The organism is Citrobacter sp. CF971, assembly GCF_006385635.1.
Classification (GTDB): domain Bacteria; phylum Pseudomonadota; class Gammaproteobacteria; order Enterobacterales; family Enterobacteriaceae; genus Citrobacter; species Citrobacter freundii.
In genome coordinates this window covers 1,904,688-1,927,844 of record NZ_CP041051.1, presented here as the reverse complement: position 1 = coordinate 1,927,844, position 23,157 = coordinate 1,904,688, and the positions used below count along the sequence as shown (strand labels likewise).

Sequence of the window (23,157 nt, the reverse complement as noted above, 5' to 3'; positions counted from 1 at the left end):
CACTCTTTGTCTTTCTCACCAGGGGTGGAAAGCCATTGAGTCATGCGTGATTACTTAGCGATTACCTTACGGCCACGGTAGAAACCGTCGGCAGTGATGTGGTGACGCAGGTGTTGTTCACCAGAAGTTTTGTCTACAGACAGGCTGGTGACTGCGGTCAGAGCGTCATGAGAACGACGCATGCCACGTTTGGAACGGGTTGGTTTATTCTGTTGTACGGCCATGGACCTTACTCCTCAATTACTTACGCTTTAAGCTGGCTAATACGGCAAATGGGTTTGGTTTTTGCGCTTCATCAGGCAATTCGCCAAAGACCATGTCCGCCTCGGACACTTCACAGTGTTCAGAATCATGCACCGGAACTACCGGCAAGGAGAGGATAATCTCATCTTCAACCATTGCAAGCAGATCGATTTCACCGAATTCGTTAACCTCAATCGGCTCATACGCTTCCGGGAGTGCTTCAGCCTGCTCGTCAGAACGGACAGGACTAAAACAATATGTTGTGTGAACATGAAGTGGGAACGGTTTCCCGCAACGCTGACATTCGAGCGTAACCGATACCTTCGCATCACCGGTTATAACGGCGAGACGCTGGTTATCGATAGCGAACGACATGGAGCATTCCACATCACTGTCCACACTGACTACAGAATCGGCGACGCGCTCAACCAGATCAGAAGTATAGATACCTTCATAATCGAGGCGTTTTTGAGCCGTACGAACCGGATCAAGAGTCAGGGGTAATTTTACCTTTTGCATAGGGCGCGCATATTAACTTTGTAACGTCATATAGTCAAAGAAAAAGGCAGCCTGTGGTTGCCTTTTGCCAATAATTCGCACACATTGCGGGTCATCGACTTAAAATCGCTCAAGACAAGCCACTACAGCCAGCTTGTAGGTCGAAGTCCATAGTTTAAAATGGCTCTCATCAATACGCTATATGCGAGGGAAAAAATATGCCTCAACTTATTCTTGCTTCCACCTCTCCCTGGCGTCGCGCTTTACTCGAAAAACTGGCAATTCCGTTCGAATGCGCAGCACCAGAGGTTGATGAAACACCATTACCAGGCGAGGCGCCACGTCATCTGGTGTTGCGACTGGCGCAGCAAAAAGCGCAATCACTCGCCCACCGTTATCCCTCGCATCTGATTATTGGCTCCGATCAAATTTGTGTTCTTGATGGTGAAATAACCGGCAAACCATTAACAGAAGAAAATGCGCGCCAGCAATTACTCAAAGCCCGTGGCAATATTGTGACATTTTACACCGGACTGGCGCTGTATAATTCTGCGACCGGACATTTACAAACTGAAGTAGAACCTTTTGACGTCCATTTCCGTCATTTAAGCGAGGCGGAAATTGATGATTATCTGCGCAAAGAGCGTCCGCTCCATTGTGCAGGTAGTTTCAAAAGTGAAGGGTTAGGTATTGCACTCTTTGAACGCCTGGAGGGTCGTGACCCAAATACCTTGGTAGGTTTGCCGCTGATCGCGTTGTGTCAAATGCTGCGGCGGGAAGAAATGAACCCGTTGAACGCCTGATTAATCTGCCTGATGTCGACGCGACGCGTCTTATCAGGCCTACGGTCCATCACACGATTGTAGGCCTGATAAGCAACGCGCATCAGGCTTTGCTGCGTAATACCTCGAGGCAGCGCTTCAACTGTTTATCCATTGGCGCTTCAATACGCATCACTTCCCCCGTACCTGGATGAGTAAACTTCAACGCTGCGGCATGCAGGAAAAGTCGGTTCAACCCCGTATCCGCCAGTTGCTTATCGAACTCACGGTCACCGTAGCGATCGTCAAAAGCAATTGGATGACCGGCATACTGGGTATGCACACGGATCTGGTGCGTACGGCCGGTCACCGGGCTACAGCGCACAAGCGTGGCAAACGCATAGCGCTCTTCCACTTTAAAACGTGTTTCTGACGGTTTGCCTTCCTGATTCACCCGCACGATACGCTCGCCGCTTTGCAGAATGTTCTTTAACAGCGGCGCCTGCACGGTTTTGACATGCGACTGCCATTGGCCTCGAACCAGCGCGAGGTAATCTTTCTGCATGCCTTTTTCACGCAGTTGTTCATGCAATGAACGCAAGGCTGAGCGTTTTTTGGCAACCAGCAGCACACCGGAGGTATCCCGGTCGAGGCGATGCACCAGCTCAAGGAAACGCGCTTCCGGACGCAACGCACGTAATCCTTCAATGACGCCAAAGCTTAACCCGCTTCCGCCATGCACGGCCGTACCTGAAGGTTTGTTCAGCACCAGAATGTGGTCATCTTCATATAAAATGACATCGGTCAGCGCCGCAACCTTCTGCAGGTTTGGCGAAATGGCCTCTTCTTCACGTTCAGCGACACGCACAGGTGGAATACGCACAATATCCCCATCTTCGAGTTTGTACTCGGGTTTAATGCGTTTTTTATTCACCCGCACTTCGCCTTTACGCAAAATGCGATAAATCATACTTTTCGGCACACCCTTAAGCTGGGTGCGCAAAAAGTTGTCGATGCGTTGCCCTGCTTCGTCGGCAGTAATGGCAACTGTTTTTACGGCTGGAGTCTCTGTTTTCATGGGGGCCGATTTTAAATAGCCATCAAGATTCGCGCCACACATTTTTCTATGCTTATATTAACTGCTATACCTTATTACTTAAGTTTGACATAGCCGATTTGGTGGTTATTAAAGCAATCACTACGCGGAAGTGAAAAAACTGTGAGTAACCGGGTGATAAATGGCAAAAGTCATCTTGCTATAACAAGGTTAGCAGTGGAATAATGCGGTTGTTTCCGTGTTGAATCTTGTTAAAACAAGAACTTTTCCGGAATGACCCAATTTTGCCCGACCGATCATCAACGCAGCAATGGCGTAAGACGTATTGATCTTTCAGGCAGTTAGCGGGCTGCGGGTTGCAGTCCTTACCGGTAAGTGCTCTATGGATTTCACATTGTAGGAAGGCGGCAAGTCTGGATACCCCCAGGTTCTTACTCCTGTAAGTGACCAGGGTGAGAAGATAAAGCCAACGCACCGACAGCGTGAAAGACGACAAGCACAATGGAAGCTTCTCTGGAGAGTAACACCCAGACTGTTCCCCTGATAATTGCGCTGTGTTTCCGTATGAAATACAGGCAACCGACACTCTGCGCCTCTTTGAGCTGACGATAACCGTGAGGTTGGCGACGCGAATAGACACGAGGCCATCGGTTCACACCCGGAAAGGCATTACTCTGCCCGCAGCTTAGTCGTCAATGTAAGAATAATGAGTAAGTTACGATGAAAAGAATGTTAATTAACGCGACTCAGCAGGAAGAGTTGCGTGTCGCCCTTGTAGATGGGCAACGTCTGTACGATCTGGATATCGAAAGTCCTGGACACGAACAGAAAAAAGCCAACATCTATAAAGGCAAAATTACCCGTATTGAACCGAGTCTGGAAGCTGCTTTTGTTGATTACGGCGCTGAACGTCACGGTTTCCTCCCGTTAAAAGAAATTGCCCGCGAATACTTTCCCGCTAACTACAACTCCCATGGTCGTCCCAACATTAAAGACGTGTTGCGTGAAGGTCAGGAAGTCATCGTTCAGATCGATAAAGAAGAACGCGGCAACAAAGGCGCTGCGCTGACTACCTTTATCAGCCTGGCGGGTAGTTATCTGGTTCTGATGCCGAACAACCCGCGCGCGGGCGGCATCTCCCGTCGCATTGAAGGCGACGACCGTACCGAATTAAAAGAAGCGCTGGCAAGCCTGGAACTGCCTGATGGCATGGGGCTTATCGTGCGTACCGCAGGTGTAGGCAAATCCGCCGAAGCGCTGCAGTGGGATCTAAGCTTCCGCCTGAAGCACTGGGAAGCGATTCAAAAAGCCGCTGACAGCCGCCCTGCTCCGTTCCTGATCCATCAGGAAAGCAACGTTATCGTGCGTGCCTTCCGCGACTATCTGCGCCAGGACATCGGCGAAATCCTCATCGACAACCCAAAAGTCATGGAGATGGCGCGTCAGCACATCGCCGCGCTGGGTCGTCCGGATTTCAGCAGCAAAATCAAACTGTACACCGGCGAAATCCCGCTGTTCAGCCACTATCAGATCGAGTCTCAGATTGAGTCCGCGTTCCAACGCGAAGTGCGTCTGCCGTCCGGCGGCTCAATCGTTATCGACAGCACTGAAGCACTGACCGCTATCGATATCAACTCCGCACGCGCAACCCGCGGCGGCGACATCGAAGAAACAGCGTTCAACACCAACCTTGAAGCAGCCGATGAAATTGCACGTCAGCTGCGTCTGCGCGACCTCGGCGGTCTGATTGTAATCGACTTCATTGATATGACACCGGTTCGTCACCAGCGCGCGGTTGAAAACCGTCTGCGCGAGGCCGTACGCCAGGACAGAGCGCGTATTCAGATCAGCCATATTTCTCGCTTCGGTCTGCTGGAAATGTCCCGTCAGCGTCTGAGCCCGTCACTGGGTGAATCCAGCCATCACGTGTGCCCGCGCTGCTCCGGCACCGGTACCGTACGTGATAACGAATCACTGTCGCTGTCTATTCTGCGTCTGATCGAAGAAGAAGCACTGAAAGAAAATACGCAGGAAGTACACGCTATTGTTCCTGTGCCGATCGCTTCCTACCTGCTCAACGAAAAGCGTACCGCGGTAAATGCAATCGAGACGCGTCAGAATGGCGTGCGCTGTGTGATCGTGCCAAATGATCAGATGGAAACCCCGCACTATTCTGTGCTGCGCGTACGTAAAGGGGAAGAAACCCCGACCCTGAGCTATCTACTGCCGAAACTGCATGAAGAGGCAATGGCATTGCCGACGGAAGAAGAGTACGTCGAGCGTAAACAGCCTGAGCAACCGGCGCTGGCCACCTTCGCCATGCCAGACGTTCCGCCAGCTCCTGCTCTGCAGGAACCTGCCGCGAAAGCCGCCGCGCCTAAAGCTGCGGCAGCGACCGCAGCCGTTGCCGAACAGCCCGGTTTGATTAGCCGTTTCTTTGGCGCACTGAAGTCCATCTTCGGTGGTAGCGAAGAAGTGAAGCCGGTTGAACAACCTGCGCCGAAAGCTGAAGAGAAAACCGAACGCCAGCAGGATCGTCGTAAACCGCGTCAGAACAATCGTCGCGACCGTAACGATCGTCGTGATAACCGGGATAATCGCGGTGACCGTGACAACCGTAACGAACGTTCAGAAAACGGCGAAAACCGTGAAGATAACCGCCGTAACCGTCGTCAGTCACAGCAGCAAAATGCGGAAGCTCGCGATAACCGCCAGCAAACTACTGACGTTGCAGACAAAGCGAAATCTGGCGATGAGCAGCAGGCTCCGCGTCGCGAACGCAACCGCCGTCGTAACGATGACAAGCGTCAGGCTCAGCAGGAAGTTAAAGAGCTGAACCAGGCTGAACAACCTGTGCAGGATGCCGAGCAGGAAGAGCGCGTACGTCAGCCTCAGACTCGCCGTAAACAGCGTCAATTGACTCAGAAAGTGCGTTTCACTGACAGCCCGGCGGTTGAAACCGAAGTGGCAACTGCCGCAGTAGTTGCTGAAACCTCTGCCGCTCAGCCAACAGAACAGCCTGCACCAGCACAACGCACCGAACTGGCGAAAGTTGATCTGCCAGCCGTCGTTGCGACTGAGCAGGAAGACAACAGCGACGCGCGTGACTCCAATGGTATGCCGCGTCGTTCCCGTCGCTCCCCTCGCCATCTGCGCGTCAGTGGACAGCGTCGTCGTCGTTACCGTGACGAGCGTTATCCGGTTCAGTCACCAATGCCGTTAACGGTCGCCTGTGCATCTCCTGAATTAGCGTCCGGTAAAGTTTGGATCCGCTACCCTGTCGCACGTCCTCAGGATCAGCAGGTTGAAGAACAGCGCGAACAAGAAATGGTCCAGCAACAAGCCGCACCTGTCGCCGTAGAGCCTCAGGTTGCTGCTGCTGCCGTGGAACACATTGTGGATGCCCCTGCGCCAGTTGAAGCCGTGCAGCCAGAGATTGTCGTAGCTGAGCCTCAGGCCGCCGTTGTTGAAACCACACAGGTTGAAACCACGCATCCGGAAGTCATTGCGACCCCGGTCGAGGAACAACCGCAAATTATCGCTGCATCTGATGCGCCCGTTGCAGAAGAAATCGCCGCTGAAGCCGAACCTGTGGCTGACGTTGTGACTGCGCCGGTTGTTGAAGAGCCTGCAGAGGTTGTTATTTCCCAGCCAGAAGTGGTTGAAGAGATTGCCGAAGTTGTGGAAACAGCGCCAGTTGTTGAAGAGGTTGCTGCGCCGCAGGAAGTTGTTGCAGCGCCAATTGTAGAAGCGACTGTCGTTAAACCTGAAGTTGTCGCAGCCAGTGTTGATGCTGAACACCTTCACAGCCATGCGACCGCACCGATGACCCGCGCCCCGGCACCGGAATATGTGCCAGAAGCGCCGCGTCATAGCGACTGGCAGCGTCCGGCATTCGCCTTTGAAGGCAAAGGTGCCGCTGGTGGACACAGTGCAACGCATCAAGCGACTGCGCCAGCAACACGTCCTCAGCCTGTCGAGTAAGCCATAATCAATATCAAAGCCGGCCTTCGGGTCGGCTTTTTTATATCTGATCTACTCCTTTCATCCCCGTCAGCTGCGGCATAACATCCTTCATTAAGTCCAGAAACTTGCGTAAGCGAATCGGATAGTAACGCGCCCACGGATAAACCAAATGTACAGGCAACGGCGCCGCATGCCACTCAGGTAGCAACGCAACCAGACGTCCGTTGGCAATATCCTCCGCCACCATCCAACTTGAAACAATAGTCACTCCCAACCCCGCCAGCGCGGCATTCCTTGCGACATAAATACTGTCGGTACTTAATCTGGGTGAAATATTCAACGTGACTGGCTCATTACGCAATTGGTGCAACAACGAAACGCTATGTTGATAAAACGTATTCACGGCAATCCAGGGCAGCGCTGATAACTGCTCAGGATGAGAAAGCTCGCCGTATTGTTCCAGCAGCCCAGGGCTCGCCACCATACTACGGGGAACTTCAGCCAGTAAAACGGCAACCGTGGCCGGATCCACCTCGGCACCAACCCTGATAGCGCAGTCAATATTATCGCTCAGAAAATCAACGGTTTTATCGTTGAGCATCCACTCTACTGCTACCTGGGGATAGCGCGAAAGAAACTGCAAAAGCGGCTCAAGCAGTTGTTGTTGCCCGAACGCATGCGGTGCACGGACTCGCAACGTCCCCACAGGTTCATCTTCTGTGACATTAAGTCCATCTTCCAGCGCCAGCCAGGCATCAATAATCTTCTTGGCATGCTGGTAGCCTCTTTCGCCGTCGTCGGTCAATTTCATCGCATGCGTGGTACGCATGATCAGTTTCACACCCAGCAGGGTTTCCAGGGATTGCAACCGTCGGCTTACGGTCGCTTGCGTTGTCCCCATCTGTTTTGCCGCTGCCGAAAGCGATCCTGCTTCGACAATACGTACAAACGTACGCATCAGCTCCACCCTGTCTATACGCTCATTTTTTATCATTTTCAGTTTCATCATACGTCTGACGTATAACTGTTTTACCACTGCGCTCGCTACCACGCCACTCGCTGAAGGATAAAAATAGCCGCACATCCTGTGATTGAGGAATCATCTGTGAACACATTTACCGCACTTTCCCGTTGGGTCACTTTCGTTCTGGCAGTAGGTGCCGGATTCAGTGTCGCTGCTATCTACTATGCTCAACCCCTTCTGCCTTTAATGGGTCAGGATCTGAACTTAAGTATTACCGGCATGGGGTTGGTCCCGACGCTGACCCAGGCGGGATACGCGCTGGGTATTTTGTTTTTATTGCCATTGGGCGATCGTTATGACCGCAGGACATTAATCCTGCTGAAAAGTATCTCTCTTGCTGTGCTGCTTCTGGCATGCAGCTTTACCGGGCAGTTGCATTCACTGTTAATAGTGAGCCTGTTGATGGGCATGGCGGCAACCATGGCACAAGATATTGTGCCTGCGGCGGCAATACTGGCGCCCGAAGGCAAACAGGGAAAAACGGTGGGCACCGTAATGACGGGCCTTCTGCTGGGAATTTTACTCTCACGTACCGTCAGTGGGCTGGTCGGTGAGGCGTTTGGCTGGCGTGAGATGTACCAACTTGCTGCCGTCAGTATTGCCGTAATTACCACGATTATGTGGAAAGTACTGCCTCGTTTTACGGTCCATTCCACGTTGAGCTATCCATCATTAATGCTCTCGATGGTGCAACTTTGGCAACGATATTCCACCTTGCGCCGCGCAGCACTGGCACAAGGCTTTCTGTCCATTGCTTTTAGCGCCTTCTGGTCTACGCTGGCGGTGATGTTATCTGAGCATTACCACCTGGGTAGCGCTATAGCGGGTGCTTTTGGTATCGCGGGAGCAGCCGGAGCGCTTGCTGCACCGATGGCGGGCCATCTTGCCGATAAAGTGGGTGCAGCAAAAGTGACGCAATTGGGTGCTTTGCTGGTAACGGTATCTTTCGCACTGATGTTTTTGTTACCCGCCCTGCCCGTTCAGGGGCAGTGGCTGCTTATCGCCCTTTCGGCGGTAGGTTTTGATCTCGGATTGCAATCCAGCCTGGTTGCCCACCAAAACCTGGTCTATAGCCTGGAGCCTCAGGCACGAGGACGATTGAACGCTCTGCTGTTTACGATGGTGTTTATCGGTATGGCGCTGGGTTCCGTTCTCGGGAGTCAGGTCTATGCGCTTGCCAACTGGGAAGGAGTGGTGACGCTGGCAACATTCAGCAGTGCGATCGCGTTGGTCATAAGACTGACGGGGAACCCGTCGCTTAGTAAGCCGTCGGTTGCCTAAAAAAATGCCCGCTCCGGGGTGTTAAAGGAGCGGGCAGACAAACATACCCAGTTTCATGATATGTTCAAAATGGATCGTTACCGGTTAAGCTGGAACAGCGACATTCCCTGCATATCAGTAAACGTTTTATACGATGCCTGTAGTGCGGCTTGTTGCATCACGTAAGACGAAATCGCGGCGTTCCAGTCGACATCCACCAGATTACTCATCTGCTGAGTTTGCCCCAATGCACGATCGGCGCCCAGTGAATCCAGCGAGCTCAATTCGCTAAGCTGCGTGCCTAATTCTGCACGCACGGACAGCACATTATTCAGCGAGTTTTTAAGACCTCGGCTGGTTTTATCGATGGCTGCAGTGGCAGTAGCTTTTGCCGCATCATTGCCCTCAACCGGTGTCTTAAGCGCATCAATAGCAGTATCCAACATTTTGAACACATTCTTTTCCTGGGTACCGCCGTCTGGCTCCGGCACAGCGTTGCTGGTCAGACTGGCGAAGACTTTATCACCGGTATGACCAATCACCATGGTCCGGGAGGCATCAACCTGCTGGGTGACGTTTGTCGTACCGCCGCTGTAAGCGCCATCAGCCTGGGCAAACGGTGCAGATTCTGTTTTATATCCGCCAAAAATGTAGCGCCCATTACCGTCGGTGCTGTTCGCCAGGTTCATCAGTTGATCGCGGATCCCCTGCAGGTCGGTGGCCAACGATGCACGGTCATCATCACTTAACGTACCGTTTCCCGCACTAACGATTTTTTCCTGCGCGGTCTGGATCGCCGTCGTCACCTGATTCAGCACGTTCTCTTCCAGCGATACTTTTTGCGTCGCGAATGAGCGCGCCAGTGTGTATTGGCTGTTCTGCGCCTGAGCCTGCGAAAGTACTACGGCCTGCGAGGCGGCAATCGGATCGTCAGATGGATTGATCACGCGTTTACCCGTCGACATCTGCTCGCCGAACTTCATCCATTCCGCCTGAGAGTTAGTGATGCCGCGCATATTCTGCTGGTACATCATCTGGGTGCTAATACGCATAGTCTCCCTCTCCCTTAGCGAATATTGATCAGTGCATCAAACAGCGCATTCGCAGTTTGCAGAACTTGCGCGTTAGCCAGGTAATATTGTTGATAACGCTGCAAATTTCCGTACTCTTCATCGAGGTTAACCCCGGAAATAGACTGCTGCTGCTTATAAAGCTGCGTTACCACGTTGTTCTGAGTAGTGGCGCTGGTTTTCAGCGTCGCCGTTTTGTTCCCGACATCGCTCACCAGCGTAGCGTAGGCATCATTAAACGTTTTATCACCGACGGTAGACTTGGTTTGCAGATCCAGCAGCTTTTGACCGTTACGGTTATCGCTTTTGCCTTTATCAACATTCGGATCAAGGTCGTTTTTGGATACTTCTGCCATGGCGATTTTCGACTCATCGGTCACCGCCACTTTCATATTGATAATGGCGTCACCCACGGGTTTCACCGTAAAGCTGTCATTTGCCAGCGCACCATTTTTGACAGTGATTTCCAGCCCATCAAACGACATTTTTCCGCCAGTGACGGTCGGCTTAAAGCTGGTATTGTCAGCCAGACGAGTTACCTGCCAGTCAGTACCATCAAACGTAATTTTATAGTCTGTGGCTTGCACCGACGAACTATCCGTTATTTTAACATCAAGCGCACCGGTCCCTTTATTCGTCGTATTGCTAAGGACTGCCGGGCCACCAATATCGAAAAAGTTTTTGCCCGGGTCGCCGTTGGCATCAAAACCTTCTTTGTGCTGCGTGTTAAACGCATCAGCAAAAGCGAGGGCCAACTGACCAAGGGTATTACGCGTTTGGTCGAGTTCCTGCGAACGGAACGTCAACAGCCCGCCCAGCGAACCGGTCGTGATCAGCTTTTCCGGGATGGCAACTTCTCCGGCCACGCCGTCAACATAAGCGACAGTCGTGCGAGAGGGATCGTCGCTGGAAGGGACTGCCGCCAGTTGGCGAGCGTTGCTGCCCTGCACCAGCGAATAGCCATTCGCCATGGTCACGTTGTAAGTCCCGCCGTCCTGCACGCTGACTTCCACGCCGACAATTTGGTTCAGTTCACTCACCAACTGGTCGCGCTGGTCGAGTAAATCGTTCGGCGATGCCCCCGCGCCGACGCCCGTCATACGGGAAATCTGGTCGTTAAGGTTAGCAATCTGTTTCGAGTAATTGTTGATCTGGTCAACGCTGGCCTTAATCGCCGTGTTTACCTGCTTGTCCTGATCCCGCAGATATTGGTCGGTTGTTCTGAACTGGTTGACTAAACCTTCCGCTTTGCCGATCAGCGCCTGGCGCGCCGCCGGATCTTCGGCGTTACTGACCAGCGTCTGCAGGCTGGTAAAAAAACCCTGCATTGAGGTCGAAATAGAGCTGGTTTTGCTGGAGAGCAGATTATCGATTTTTGACATTTGCTCATAGCGCGTCGTCAGACCGCTGCTCTGGTTCTGCGCTGCTCTCAACTGGTTAGTGATAAAGGAGTCATATTCACGTTGTACACCAGAAACATAGACGCCATTGCCTACCCAGCCCCCCGCACCCAGCGTGCTGTTCGCTTGCGCCATAATTGTTGTTTGTCGGGTATATCCGGCAACGTTATAGCTGGAGATGTTATTACTGGCAGTATTCAACGCGGCCTGCGCTGCGCTGAGTCCACTCATCGCGTTATTAATCAAGCTGGACATGGAGGTTCCTTGTAATCCTTCAATACTCGTTATTATCGGCAGCAGGTCGGTAGACTTGAGCTATTTAAAAGAGATTATCGAGATTCGTGCTGTAGGTTTTACTCACCTTTTCGCTCATCGATTTCAACTGCTGGATCATGCTGGTTAATTTACGTGCATAGTTAGGGTCTGTGGCGTAACCCGCATTTTGCAATGCCTGCGCCCCCTGTTCGGCGGTCGCGGCAGCGGTCACCGCCGCATAGCGCGGGTTACGGGATATCAGACCGACATAATCCGACAACGCCTCAAGGTAAGAGCTATAGACACGGAATCTGGCTTTCACCTTTTTCGCCTCACCGTTCTCATATTCAGTGGTGGTGATTTCAGTGGTTGGACCTTTCCAGCTTCCCGAAGCCTTCACGCCAAAAATGTTGAAACTCGGTTCGCCATTCTCGCGACGAATTTGTCGCTGCCCCCATCCGGACTCCAGCGCCGCCTGCGCCAAAATCAGATGATGCGGGACCCCGCTCTGCTGACTGGCCAGCTTAGCCGGCAGTGACAGCTGGGCGAGGAAGTCTTTGCTGTCACCTGACAGCGGCTGATCATTACTTTCTGTCGCCCGGGGGATGGCTTTGCGGACCAGTTGCGTCAGTGCCTGATTTTGATAGCTGGTCACCGTTTCCAGTGAAAACTTCATCGGCACCTGCGGCGCGTCATCCGCAGGTTGCGCTTGCCCTTCAGTCATCTGCTTGACCATCATTTCAGCCAGCCCCAGACCTTTGCCTGCGGTCATCTGCTGCGCAATTTGTTGGTCATACATGCTGGTATACAAGCGCGTTGAATCGCTGCTAAACACGCCATCTTTCGGTAACGCTTCACGCATGCTTTTCAACATCATTTGCACGAACATCCCTTCAACCTGACGGGCGACCGGGCGGATATTCGCCGCCGGGTCCTGACCCGCTTTCGCTTTCAGTTCGTTCAGAGATTGCGCATCCCAGGCGGCACTGGTCAGCAGTTTGCTGTCACCAATCATTAGATGATTTCCAGTTTGGCGCGTAAGCAACCCGCGCTCTGCATCGATTGCAGAATGGACATCAAATCCATCGGCGTTGCTCCCAGCGCATTCAGCGCACGCACAACATTGTTCAGGTTGGCGCTGGAACGCACGCTTTGCAGCGAACCACCGCTTTGGCGCAGGTCAATCTGAGTTTGTGGCGTCACTACGGTTTGTCCACCGCCAAACGGTGTGTCCGGCTGGCTGACGTTCGCCTGGCGGTTCACCGTGATCGACAAGTTGCCTTGTGCCACGGCACAGCTATCCAGCATTACTTCGCGGTTCATGACGACAGATCCGGTGCGCGAGTTGATAATCACTTTAGCGTCCTGCGGCGTGACGTTCACCTCCATATTCTGGATATCAGCAAGGAAACGCACCTGCGAGCTGTTGCCGCTTGGCACGCGCACCTGAATAGTGCGGGCATCCAACGCCGTTGCGCTGCCAAAACCACGCGAGCGGTTAATAGTGTCGGTAATTTGCTGTGCCATCGTGAAATCTTCATTATTCAGCTGTAGATTAATGGTGTTACCGCCGCCGAACTGGCTGGGTAATTCACGTTCGATGGTCGCGCCGTTGGTAATGCGTCCGCCATTGAGCTGGTTTACCTGCACGCTGCTGCCACCCGCAGCTGCGCCCGCACCGCCAACCAGAATATTCCCCTGCGCCAACGCATATACCTGGCTATCGACCCCTTTCAGCGGAGTCATCAGCAGCGTTCCGCCGCGCAGGCTTTTAGCGTTACCCATGGAAGAGACTACAACGTCAATAGTTTGCCCCTGACGACCAAAGGCCGGGAACTGCGCGGTGACCATTACCGCCGCCACGTTTTTCAACTGCATATTGGTGCCAGTTGGCACGGTTATCCCCAACTGCGAAAGCATGTTATTGAGCGTTTGCGTGGTAAACGGCGTCTGGGTGGTCTGGTCACCTGTGCCATCCAGACCTACCACCAGCCCGTAGCCTATCAGCGAGTTTTCCCGCACGCCCTGCACGCTGGTCAGGTCACGAATACGGTCGGCATGCGCGAAGGCGGTTACCAGCACCAGTGCCATTCCAACAAAAAATTTAAACACCGGGTACCTCGCTTACATCGGCGACAAGTTAAGGAAGAAACGCTGCAACCAGCCCATATTTTGCGCTTCATTGATGTAGCCGTTTCCGACGTACTCAATACGCGCGTCCGCAACCTGGGTTGACGGTACGGAGTTGCTGCCACTGATGGTGCGCGGGTTAACGACCCCGGAGAAGCGAATGAATTCAGTGCCCTGATTTATGGCAATCTGTTTTTCACCCACGACATGTAAGTTGCCATTCACCAGTACCTGATCGACCGTTACGGTCAGCGTACCGCTGAAGGTATTTCTGGCATTCGCGCCGCCTTTACCGTTAAAGGAGTTACCGCCTGAGGCTTCTACGTCGGCACGTTCGTTACCGAACAGACCTTGCAGATAGCGCGGTACGGTATCAAAGCCAAAGTTTGTCTTGCCGTCGCGACTGGCATTCGCCGAAGAGCTTTTGCTCGCGCTGACGTTTTCCTGTAATACGATGGTCAGCGTATCGCCAATATTGCGTGGACGACGGTCTTCAAAGAGTGGCTGATAACCATAGTTAATCGGTTGTGCCGACTGGAAGATTGAGCCATTCGCCACCGGCGTTGGACCTGGAACGGGCTGGGCAGTCGTCGCACCCTGCACGAGGGGCGTGGCCGGGATCCAGGCACATCCTGTTAGTGAAACCACCAGCAGGGCTAAAATAGGGTATGGGTGAAGCGCGTATTTTCGCATTGCGGTCATCTTCAAAATCAGTGTGCCGGTGAGGTTTTCACCCCACCGGACTCCACTTTAGAGTTGCGTCAGTTTTTGCAGCATCTGATCGGTGGTCGATACCGCTTTACTGTTGATTTCGTAAGCGCGCTGAACCTGGATCATGTTTACCAGCTCTTCCGCCACGTTGACGTTAGAGGTTTCAACATAGCCCTGATACAGCAGACCCGCGCCGTTCAACCCCGGCGTGCTCTCGTTCGGCGCACCGGATGACTGCGTTTCGGTGTACAGATTCTCACCAATGCTTTCCAAACCGGTATCGTTCATAAATGTTGTCAGGTTAAGCTGCCCGACCTGAACAGGCGCCGCCTGTCCCTGCTGGGTCACGCTGACAATACCGTCGCGTCCAATGGTGATACTGAGCGAGTTAGCCGGAATGGTGATGGCGGGCTGAACCTGAAAACCACCCGCCGTCACCAACTGGCCGTTCTGATCCACCTGGAAAGAACCGTCGCGGGTATAAGCGGACGTACCATCGGGCAACATGACCTGGAAAAAGCCCTGGCCTTTAATCGCCACATCTTTACTGTTGTTGGTCTGCGACAGGTTACCCTGGCTGTGTAAACGCTCGGTTGCAACCGGACGTACACCGGTACCAATCTGCAAACCAGACGGCAGCGTGGTTTGTTCAGAAGACTGTGCGCCAGGCTGACGAATCGTCTGGTACAACAGATCTTCAAACACGGCGCGTTGGCGCTTAAATCCGTTGGTGCTGACGTTTGCCAGGTTGTTGGCAATCACATCCATGTTGGTTTGCTGCGCATCCAGGCCGGTTTTGGCGATCCATAATGAACTGATCATAAAATGTCCTGTATTAACTCATCGACAGCAGTTGGTTGGCGCGGCCCGCGTTATCATCCACGCTACTGATAATTTTCATCTGCATTTCAAAGCGGCGGGCGTTGGCGATCATGTCGCTCATCGCAGCAACCGGTTTAACATTACTGCCTTCCAGCACGCCCGACATCACACGGATACTGGGGTCGGCCTGTAACGTCGCACCACGGGTAGCCTGTGCGGCCTGGGTCAGACGGAACATACCGTCATCGCCACGTTGCACTTCGATCCCTGTCGCCTTCACCAGCTTCAGCCGCCCCACTGGCGCGACCGTATTAGCCGGATCGCCAGGGTTAAGTGCAGAAATTGTCCCGTCCGCCGCAATGGTGACTTCTGAACCTTCCGGTACGGCTATCGGTCCGGCTTCGCCAATTACCGGGTGTCCCTGAATAGTCAGTTCACCCGTTGGGCTTACCTGAATAGCACCGTTACGGGTATATCCTTCGCTACCATCCGCGGTCTGCACAGCCAACCAGCCATCCTGTTGCAGCGCCACATCCAGCGGGCGGGAGGTATAGTCCATCTGACCCGGTGTCATATCGGCCCCCGGTGTGGAGGCCACGACCAGCGTACGCGTCGGTAAAGACAATCCTTCTACAGGAACCGCGCGCAGTGCATTGAGCTGTGCACGAAACCCTGGCGTGGAGGCGTTTGCCAGGTTGCTGGCCGTCACCGCCTGTTGATTCAGCGTCTGACTGGCCGCGCCCATGGCGGTATAAATTGCGTGATCCATTAAGCCATCCCGTCAGGCGCTTAGCGCAGGTTGACCAGCGTGTTGAGGATTTGATCCTGGGTTTTGATGGTCTGCGCATTCGACTGATAGTTACGCTGGGCGACAATCATATTCACCAGTTCTTTACTCAAATCCACGTTTGACGCTTCAAGCGCCCCGTTGGTCAGCTTGCCGAAGTTACCCGTACCCGCGGTACCCAGCAGCGCCACACCGGAGGCCTGAGTGGCCGCCCAGACGTTGTTGCCCTGAGACGCCAGACCTTCGTTGTTGGCAAAGTTTGCCAGCACGATCTGTCCTAGAACCTGTTGCTGTTCGTTGGAGTAGTTGCCGACTACGGTACCGTCATTGTTAATCTGGTAGCTCACCAGATCGCCTGGTTTGTAGCCGTCCTGTTTAGTGGCAACAATGTTGTTGGCACCTGTGTTCTGCTGCATGGAGTTCTGGAAACTCATTGCGAAGGTGACAGCCGGTGCGCCATTGAGCGCAGCTGTGGTGATATTGAATGTACCGCCGCCGATTAGAGCTCCATTAGTATCAAATTCCAGCGTGGACGTCGGTGCGGTTGGTACAGCAGCCTTAGGATCACTGCTATCAACGGTATAGACAGCCCATTTGTTATCAGGCTGTTTTACAAAATAGGCGTTAACTTCGTGGGCATTTCCCAGACTGTCATAAACGGTGACGGGGCCTTTTTTGTTATAGCTGTCAGCATCTTTCGGATCAAACTTTGTCGTTGTCGGGATTTTATCCGATGAGTTGAGGTTGATCTGCATTGAGGCCTTGCTGGTTGCCTGTGCCGCCATCAATGTGTTGGGGATCGTAATCGGCCCCGGGTTTGCACCCTGCTGAACTGTCGGTGGTGTACCGGTAGCCGGATAGCCCGTCAGTTGCAGCCCCTGCATATTAACGATATTGCGGTTTTCATCGAGTTTGAACTGACCGTTACGGCTGAAGAAAACAGAACCGTTACTGTCTACCATGCGGAAAAAACCGTTCTGGCTGATAGCAACATCCAGCCCGCGGCCGGTGTTGGTGGTGGTGCCGTCGGTAAAGTCCTGGGTAATACCCGCAACTTTAACGCCCAGACCCACTTTAGAACCGGCGAACATATCGGCAAAAGATGCCGTACCGGATTTAAAACCGTAGGTGGCGGAGTTGGCGATGTTGTTACCAATGACATCGAGGTTGGTCGCTGCAGCGTTCAGACCGCTGACCGCTTGAGAAAAGGCCATGACTTACTCCTGATAAGTGTGAAGGCTTAAATTATCTGCCGTACTTCGTCGAGGGTGGTGGTTCCATAGGTGCCAAGATCCAGCGTATTACCGCCGTTACTGCGAATAACGCCCTGCACCAGCGCAAACTGAAGCGGCTGTGCCACCAGTTGCGTTCCGCCATTGCTGGCAGCAATTGACACGTTGTAAGAACCGCTTGGTGCATCCGTGCCATCGGTCATGGTGCCGTCCCAGGTAAAGGTATGAACGCCCGCTTTCAATCCACCAATGTCAATGGTGCGTACCACTTTGCCGTCTTTATCGGTAATGGTTGCGGTAACCTTATCTGCCGGTTGCTGCAGCTCAACGCCAAAAGGTGTTGTCGTGGTTTTGGCACCCTCTTCCGTCCCTTTACCGGTCAGGATGGTAGTACCCGGGATCATGACCCCGTGGCCAATCAGCGTACTGGCCTGCAGCGACTGACTGTTGTCGATCTGCCCGGAGATCGACCCTAACGTGGTGTTCAGTTTCTCAATCCCGCTCACGGTACTGATTTGCGCCAACTGGGTAGTCAGTTCGTTGTTTTGCAGCGGGTTGGTAGGATCCTGGTTTTTCAGTTGTGCAACCAGCAGCGTCAGAAAGCTGCTTTGCAGGTCAGCGGCATTGCTGCCCGTCAGGGAGCTATTCCCGGTGGCAGCTTTAACGCCTGCATTGCTCGGGTCATTCATGGTTACAGCAATAGACATATGCGCCTCCTTTACTGGCCTAACGTCAACGTTTTGAGCATCAGGCTTTTCACGGTGTTGAGCACTTCGACGTTTGCCTGATAGCTACGTGAGGCAGACATGGTGTTGACCATCTCGCCAACAACGTCCACATTCGGCATTTTTACGTAGCCATTCGCATCGGCCAGCGGATTACCGGGTTCATAAACCAGCTTATCCGGCGCCTGACTTTCAATGACGTCAGCAACTTTTACGCCACCGGTAGCCGCACCTGGCGCAGCATCTACCTGAAAAACAACCTGTTTCGCGCGATACGGCTGACCGTCGGGCCCGCTGACGCTATCCGCATTCGCCATGTTACTGGCCGCGACGTTCAGGCGTTTAGACTGAGCCGTCAGCGCAGAACCTGCGATATCAAAAATATTTAACAGCGCCACGAATTAGTTCCCTCCTTGCAGCACGTTCATCATGCCTTTGATTTGCCCACCCAGCGCGGTCAGCCCCATTTGATACTTGAGGCTGTTGTCTGCAAATTGCGTGCGCTCCCGGTCCATATCCACCGTGTTGCCATCAAGAGATGGCTGGTCAGGAATACGGTAGAGCAGCTCCGTAGACGGCGAAGAAACGGTCTGGGCCGGAATGTGTTGTGCAGAGGTCAGCGTCAACGAAACGCCGCCGGTTTGTTCCCGTCCTCGCACCATGACTTTTTTTAATTCACTGGCGAAATCCAGGTCACGCGCCTGGTACCCCGGCGTGTCGGCATTGGCAATGTTGGCCGCCAATATTTCCTGGCGTTGGGCGCGCAAATTCAGCGCTTCCTGTTGAAAACGTAAGGCGGCGTCGAGCTTATCGAGCATATCTCCTCCGCAAATGACAAAATTCAGCCGACAGCTTAAATCCCATTACGCGCGCGTTATCGCCGGAATAAACGCAAAATGCGTCGCTATTTGTTGCGTTGATGACTGCGTCACACAGGTAAAATCCTGCCACTACCTGAAAAAGCGCGAGGTTTTGATGCAAACGTTTAAACGTGGAATAGTCGTGGCAGCACTGCTGTTCAGCCCTATGACGCTGGCGCAAGACCTGAATTCGCAGCTAACGGCATGGTTTTCCCAGCGCCTGGCCGGATTTAGCGATGAGGTGGTGGTCACTATCCGAACGTCGCCAAACTTATTGCCGAGCTGTGAGCAACCGGCATTAAGCGTGTCAGGTAGCGCGAAACTGTGGGGTAATGTGAATGTGCTGGCTCGCTGTGCCAACGAAAAACGTTATCTGCAGGTGAACGTCCAGGCGATGGGAAACTACGTAGTAGCCGCCGCGCCTGTAGCGCGAGGTAGCACCCTGACCCCAGCCAGCGTAACGCTGAAACGTGGTCGACTGGACCAACTACCGCCGCGCGCGGTGCTGGATATGAGTCAGGTGCAGGATGCTGTGAGCCTGCGCGATCTGGTCCCGGGCCAACCGATACAGCTTTCGATGTTGCGCCAGGCATGGCGGATCAAGGCCGGTCAGCGCGTGCTGGTTATTGCCAACGGAGATGGCTTTCGGGTTAATGCCGAAGGTAAAGCGCTGAACAACGCCGCTGTCGCACAGAATGCGCGAGTGCGGATGATTTCAGGCCAGGTGGTGAGCGGCGTCGTCGATTCTGATGGGAATATTCTTATTAACCTATAATAGGTTAAAGATTTTTTAGCGTGTGCCGATAGATAAACAACCAATGATTACAGCGGGCCGCTATAGCGTAACCCCTCGATGAGGAAAAATAAAATGAGCATTGATCGTACCTCACCATTGAAGCCAGTAAGCACCGTTCAGCCGCGTGAAACCAGCGATGCGCCGGTACAAAAAGCGCAGAAGGAAAAAACCACCGCGACCACCAGCACTAGCGTCATGCTGAGCGACGCCCAGGCCAAACTGATGCAGCCCGGCACCAATGACATCAATATGGAACGCGTGGAAGCACTGAAAACCGCAATCCGTAACGGTGAATTGAAAATGGATACCGGAAAAATTGCCGACTCGCTGATTCGCGAGGCGCAGAGCTACCTACAGAGTAAATAAAGTATGACTCGTTTGTCAGAAATACTTGACCAGATGACGACCGTCCTCAATGACCTGAAAACGGTAATGGATGCTGAACAGCAGCAGCTTTCCGCAGGCCATATCAACGGCAGCCAGCTACAGCGTATTACAGAAGAAAAAAGCTCTTTGCTGGCGACCCTTGATTATCTGGAGCAGCAGCGCCGTCAGGAGCATGACGCCACGCGCAGCGCTAATGATGAAATTGCTGAACGCTGGCAGACCATCACCATGAAAACACAGCACTTACGTGACCTCAACCAGCACAATGGCTGGCTGCTGGAAGGGCAGATCGAGCGTAATCAACAAGCAATACAAGTGCTGAAACCGCACCAGGAACCGGCGTTGTATGGCGCAAACGGTCAAACTTCAGCTGCGCACCGCGGCGGGAAAAAATTCTCTATCTGATGCAAGCCTGATAACGTTTTGCTTATCAGGCCTACGCTTTTTGTAGGCCGGATACGGCGTTATGCCGCCATCCGGCATTGATTCTTTATGCCGTCCGGCGCACAAACTCTTTTACTTTAAAGCCCAGTACAGCGAGTGCTGCGAAGTAAGCAGCAATACCTGCCACCACGACCGCCATCAGACGCAGCAGGCGCCACAACATCGTTCCCTGCGACCAATCTGGCATGATGTAGAGCATCCCAACCAGCACCGCCGACATCACCAACACGGAAATCACCAGTCGCGCCAGGAACCAGGTCCAGCCCGGTTGCGGGGTGAAGATTTTCTGCTTACGCAACTGCCAGTACAGCAGTGAAGCGTTCAGACACGCCGCCAGACCAATCGACAGCGACAGCCCGGCATGCTTTAACGGCCCGATAAACGCCAGGTTCATCACCTGGGTCATAATCAGCGTCACAATGGCAATCTTCACTGGCGTTTTTATATCCTGGCGCGAGTAAAAGCCCGGAGCCAACACTTTCACTACGATCAAGCCAATCAAACCTACCGAATACGCCACCAGCGCACGCTGGGTCATCGCGGCATCAAAGGCGGTAAATTTACCGTACTGGAACAGAGACACCGTCAGCGGTTTGGCCAGAATACCCAACGCTACGGCACTCGGTAATGCCAACAGGAAACACAAGCGCAGGCCCCAGTCCATCAGGCGACAATACTCATCATGATTACCGCTGGAAAAGCTTTTGGACAGCGATGGCAGCAGGATAGTCCCCAGCGCTACGCCAAGCACACCAGACGGAAACTCCATCAGACGGTCGGCATAGTACATCCACGAAACTGAGCCAGAGGCCAAAAACGAGGCGAAAATCGTATTGATAATCAGTGAAATCTGGCTAACTGATACCCCAAGGATCGCCGGGCCCATCTGCTTGACGACGCGCATCGCCCCCGCATCGCGGAAGTTCACACGCGGCAGTACCAGCATGCCAATTTTCTTCAGATGCGGAAGCTGATAAATCAGCTGTAGCACGCCACCCACGGTAACGGCCCACGCCAGCGCCAGCACTGGCGGATGAAAATAAGGGGCCGCAAACAGCGCGAAACCGATCATGCTGATATTCAGAAAAGTCGGGGCAAACGCAGGAATAGAAAAGCGGTTCCAGGTGTTAAGGATCGCACCAACCAGTGAGGCCAGTGAAATCAGTAGAATATAGGGAAAAGTGATCCGCAGCAGTTGAGTAGTCAGCGCAAATTTATCCGCTGTGTCGGCAAACCCCGGCGCGGTAACTAAAATCACCCATGGCGCAGCCAACATCCCGGCTACCGTCACCACAGCCAGCGCCAGCGTCAACAGTCCGGAAACGTAGGCAACAAACACGCGGGTAGCATCTTCCCCCTGCTTGCTTTTATACTCAGCAAGAATCGGCACAAACGCCTGCGAAAATGCGCCTTCGGCAAAAATTCGGCGCAGCAGGTTAGGAAGTTTGAATGCCACAAAAAAGGCATCTGTCGCCATCCCTGCACCAAAGATTCTGGCGACAATCGCATCACGCGCAAAACCCAGCACACGTGAAAACATCGTCATCGAGCTGACGGCTGCCAGCGACTTTAATAAATTCATCTATGTTGTATTCCAGACTCTGAGGCAAAACCCCGACAAACCTGCCCGTAGGTCGGATAAGGCATTTTCGCCGCCATCCGACACTTTTGCTGTGCCTGATGGCGACACCGTAGCGCCTTATCAGGCCGACAAATCAGCCTATGGTTGAAAAGAGGTGTTATTTTGAGTGGGCATATAGTACCTGGATTACAATGAATTACTACCGCCAGATGTTACAGGGGGTTATTCAGCCATCGCCTCCCGCCACAGCTTTTCAACAACACGCTGGGCCAGTAGCGCCTGCTCGCCTGCCGTCTGGGGAACCGTCTGATTTTGCACGCACTCAATGAAATGACGCGCACATCCGGCAAAACCACGCTGTTCTAAGGTCGTTTGCCAGCCCGCTATCGGCTTATGAACAACACCTTGCCCACGCTCTTCCCGCCATTCCCGCATATCAGTTACGTCAATCAGGCCACCGTCCGTCACCGCCTGCACGCTCTCACGCTGGCTACCGGCACGGCGATGCATACTGGTCGTTATCTGCATTTGACCGGTAGAAAAATGGTGCTCGGCGTAAAGCATCGCACCAGATTCATTGGTCAGCAGCGTGCCGTTATTTAACTGCGCCTGCCCTCCCGCCAGCCACAATGCGGTATCGACTACGTGCAGATAGTCGTCCAGCAAAGTGAAACGCAGATCGTGCGGCCCAACGCTATCCGTACGGTGCTTATCCATACGTACAGACGCTGCGGTGCTCAACTGGGTTTTGAGATCCTGGTACAGCGGTGCAAACCGGCGGTTAAACCCGACCATCAGCGTGAGTTTTTTCCGCGCGGCCAGTTCCACCAGTTGCTCAGCCTCACGCAGGTTTTCCGCCAGCGGCTTATCCACACACACGTGAACTCCGGCATTCAGCAATTCACTGACGACCGCATAGTGAGTCGCGGTGCTGGAATGGACGAAAACCGCGTCGCTGGTTTGCGCCAGATTCATCAGTGAATCCACGTAGGGTATCCGCCAGGTATCACAGATACGCTGTGCTTTATCGCGCGAAGGTGAAAAGGCGCCTTGCAGCGTCCAGTCTGCGGAGGTGCCCAGCACGGGTAGCCAGGCCTTTTGCGCAATACCGCCAAGGCCGACAACGCCGATACGTAATTTATTCACG

General features: G+C 53.4%; 23 protein-coding genes. 6 read left to right on the top strand and 17 right to left on the bottom strand.

The features are described 5' to 3' along the window. Positions 1-50: 50 nt before the first annotated feature. Positions 51-224: a 50S ribosomal protein L32 gene (rpmF, locus tag E6P06_RS12670; protein WP_003036242.1), complete on the bottom strand. Its 174-nt coding sequence runs from the start codon at positions 222-224 to the stop codon at positions 51-53. 16 nt (positions 225-240) lie between these two features. Then, positions 241-762: a 23S rRNA accumulation protein YceD gene (gene yceD, locus E6P06_RS12665; RefSeq protein ID WP_003036239.1), complete on the bottom strand. Its 522-nt coding sequence runs from the start codon at positions 760-762 to the stop codon at positions 241-243. Positions 763-959: 197 nt separating this feature from the next. On the opposite strand from yceD, the gene E6P06_RS12660 reads away from it, so the two are divergent. Beyond that, positions 960-1,544, top strand: a complete 585-nt coding sequence (locus E6P06_RS12660) for a nucleoside triphosphate pyrophosphatase (RefSeq protein ID WP_003836743.1) — start codon at positions 960-962, stop codon at positions 1,542-1,544. Between the two features lie 82 nt (positions 1,545-1,626). Here E6P06_RS12660 and rluC read toward each other — a convergent pair whose 3' ends face one another. After that, positions 1,627-2,580, bottom strand: coding sequence for a 23S rRNA pseudouridine(955/2504/2580) synthase RluC (rluC, locus tag E6P06_RS12655; protein ID WP_003036228.1), 954 nt, complete (start codon positions 2,578-2,580; stop codon positions 1,627-1,629). 699 nt (positions 2,581-3,279) lie between these two features. Here rluC and rne point away from each other — a divergent pair. After that, positions 3,280-6,543: a ribonuclease E gene (gene rne, locus E6P06_RS12650; RefSeq protein ID WP_139935293.1), complete on the top strand. Its 3,264-nt coding sequence runs from the start codon at positions 3,280-3,282 to the stop codon at positions 6,541-6,543. A gap of 40 nt (positions 6,544-6,583) precedes the next feature. On the opposite strand, the gene E6P06_RS12645 is transcribed toward rne, so the two are convergent. Next, the gene (locus tag E6P06_RS12645; RefSeq protein ID WP_044700682.1) at positions 6,584-7,609 is read right to left on the bottom strand and encodes a LysR family transcriptional regulator; all 1,026 of its coding nucleotides are present in this window, start codon (positions 7,607-7,609) and stop codon (positions 6,584-6,586) included. A gap of 21 nt (positions 7,610-7,630) precedes the next feature. On the opposite strand from E6P06_RS12645, the gene E6P06_RS12640 reads away from it, so the two are divergent. Next, positions 7,631-8,830, top strand: a complete 1,200-nt coding sequence (locus E6P06_RS12640) for an MFS transporter (protein ID WP_139935292.1) — start codon at positions 7,631-7,633, stop codon at positions 8,828-8,830. A 77-nt stretch (positions 8,831-8,907) separates the two neighbouring features. On the opposite strand, the gene flgL is transcribed toward E6P06_RS12640, so the two are convergent. The 11 genes from flgL to flgB form a co-directional block, all read right to left on the bottom strand. After that, a complete protein-coding gene (gene flgL, locus E6P06_RS12635; protein ID WP_139935291.1) occupies positions 8,908-9,861 on the bottom strand; it encodes a flagellar hook-associated protein FlgL in 954 nt (317 codons plus the stop codon). Between the two features lie 14 nt (positions 9,862-9,875). After that, positions 9,876-11,534, bottom strand: a complete 1,659-nt coding sequence (gene flgK / locus E6P06_RS12630; protein ID WP_016149929.1) for a flagellar hook-associated protein FlgK — start codon at positions 11,532-11,534, stop codon at positions 9,876-9,878. A gap of 64 nt (positions 11,535-11,598) precedes the next feature. Further along, positions 11,599-12,549, bottom strand: a complete 951-nt coding sequence (gene flgJ, locus E6P06_RS12625) for a flagellar assembly peptidoglycan hydrolase FlgJ (protein ID WP_003836755.1) — start codon at positions 12,547-12,549, stop codon at positions 11,599-11,601. Continuing rightward, a complete protein-coding gene (locus E6P06_RS12620; RefSeq protein WP_139935900.1) occupies positions 12,549-13,625 on the bottom strand; it encodes a flagellar basal body P-ring protein FlgI in 1,077 nt (358 codons plus the stop codon). Before E6P06_RS12620 ends, flgJ begins: the two co-directional genes overlap by 1 nt. 33 nt (positions 13,626-13,658) lie before the next feature. Continuing rightward, positions 13,659-14,357 carry a flagellar basal body L-ring protein FlgH gene (gene flgH / locus E6P06_RS12615; RefSeq protein ID WP_003836756.1) on the bottom strand — a complete coding sequence of 233 codons (699 nt, stop codon included), beginning with the start codon at positions 14,355-14,357 and terminating at the stop codon, positions 13,659-13,661. 57 nt (positions 14,358-14,414) lie between these two features. Then, positions 14,415-15,197, bottom strand: coding sequence for a flagellar basal-body rod protein FlgG (gene flgG, locus E6P06_RS12610; protein WP_003036202.1), 783 nt, complete (start codon positions 15,195-15,197; stop codon positions 14,415-14,417). A gap of 13 nt (positions 15,198-15,210) precedes the next feature. Beyond that, positions 15,211-15,966: a flagellar basal body rod protein FlgF gene (locus E6P06_RS12605; protein WP_003036200.1), complete on the bottom strand. Its 756-nt coding sequence runs from the start codon at positions 15,964-15,966 to the stop codon at positions 15,211-15,213. 20 nt (positions 15,967-15,986) lie between these two features. Then, positions 15,987-17,198: a flagellar hook protein FlgE gene (gene flgE / locus E6P06_RS12600; RefSeq protein ID WP_003836758.1), complete on the bottom strand. Its 1,212-nt coding sequence runs from the start codon at positions 17,196-17,198 to the stop codon at positions 15,987-15,989. A gap of 26 nt (positions 17,199-17,224) precedes the next feature. After that, positions 17,225-17,923: a flagellar hook assembly protein FlgD gene (flgD, locus tag E6P06_RS12595; RefSeq protein WP_003836761.1), complete on the bottom strand. Its 699-nt coding sequence runs from the start codon at positions 17,921-17,923 to the stop codon at positions 17,225-17,227. Positions 17,924-17,934: 11 nt separating this feature from the next. Continuing rightward, the gene (gene flgC, locus E6P06_RS12590; protein ID WP_003036191.1) at positions 17,935-18,339 is read right to left on the bottom strand and encodes a flagellar basal body rod protein FlgC; all 405 of its coding nucleotides are present in this window, start codon (positions 18,337-18,339) and stop codon (positions 17,935-17,937) included. 3 nt (positions 18,340-18,342) lie between these two features. Next, on the bottom strand, positions 18,343-18,759 hold the full coding sequence (gene flgB / locus E6P06_RS12585) for a flagellar basal body rod protein FlgB (RefSeq protein ID WP_003836763.1): 417 nt from the start codon (positions 18,757-18,759) through the stop codon (positions 18,343-18,345). Positions 18,760-18,916: 157 nt separating this feature from the next. Between flgB and flgA the strand changes: the two genes are divergently transcribed. The 3 genes from flgA (at position 18,917) to flgN (ending at position 20,389) form a co-directional block, all read left to right on the top strand. Then, positions 18,917-19,576 (top strand): flagellar basal body P-ring formation chaperone FlgA, encoded by a 660-nt coding sequence (flgA, locus tag E6P06_RS12580; RefSeq protein ID WP_139935290.1) that lies wholly within the window; start codon positions 18,917-18,919, stop codon positions 19,574-19,576. 93 nt (positions 19,577-19,669) lie between these two features. Next, entirely contained in the window at positions 19,670-19,963 is a 294-nt protein-coding gene (gene flgM, locus E6P06_RS12575) for a flagellar biosynthesis anti-sigma factor FlgM (RefSeq protein WP_003036183.1), read from the top strand. A gap of 3 nt (positions 19,964-19,966) precedes the next feature. Further along, positions 19,967-20,389, top strand: a complete 423-nt coding sequence (flgN, locus tag E6P06_RS12570) for a flagella biosynthesis chaperone FlgN (protein ID WP_016149928.1) — start codon at positions 19,967-19,969, stop codon at positions 20,387-20,389. An 85-nt stretch (positions 20,390-20,474) separates the two neighbouring features. Here the strand turns inward: flgN and murJ are convergent, their stop codons facing one another. Together murJ and E6P06_RS12560 are read right to left on the bottom strand one after the other, a co-directional pair. Continuing rightward, a complete protein-coding gene (gene murJ / locus E6P06_RS12565; RefSeq protein ID WP_003036176.1) occupies positions 20,475-22,010 on the bottom strand; it encodes a murein biosynthesis integral membrane protein MurJ in 1,536 nt (511 codons plus the stop codon). 222 nt (positions 22,011-22,232) lie between these two features. Beyond that, complete coding sequence (locus tag E6P06_RS12560) at positions 22,233-23,156, bottom strand: Gfo/Idh/MocA family protein (RefSeq protein WP_048216625.1); 924 nt, start codon at positions 23,154-23,156, stop codon at positions 22,233-22,235. Position 23,157: the final 1 nt, after the last annotated feature.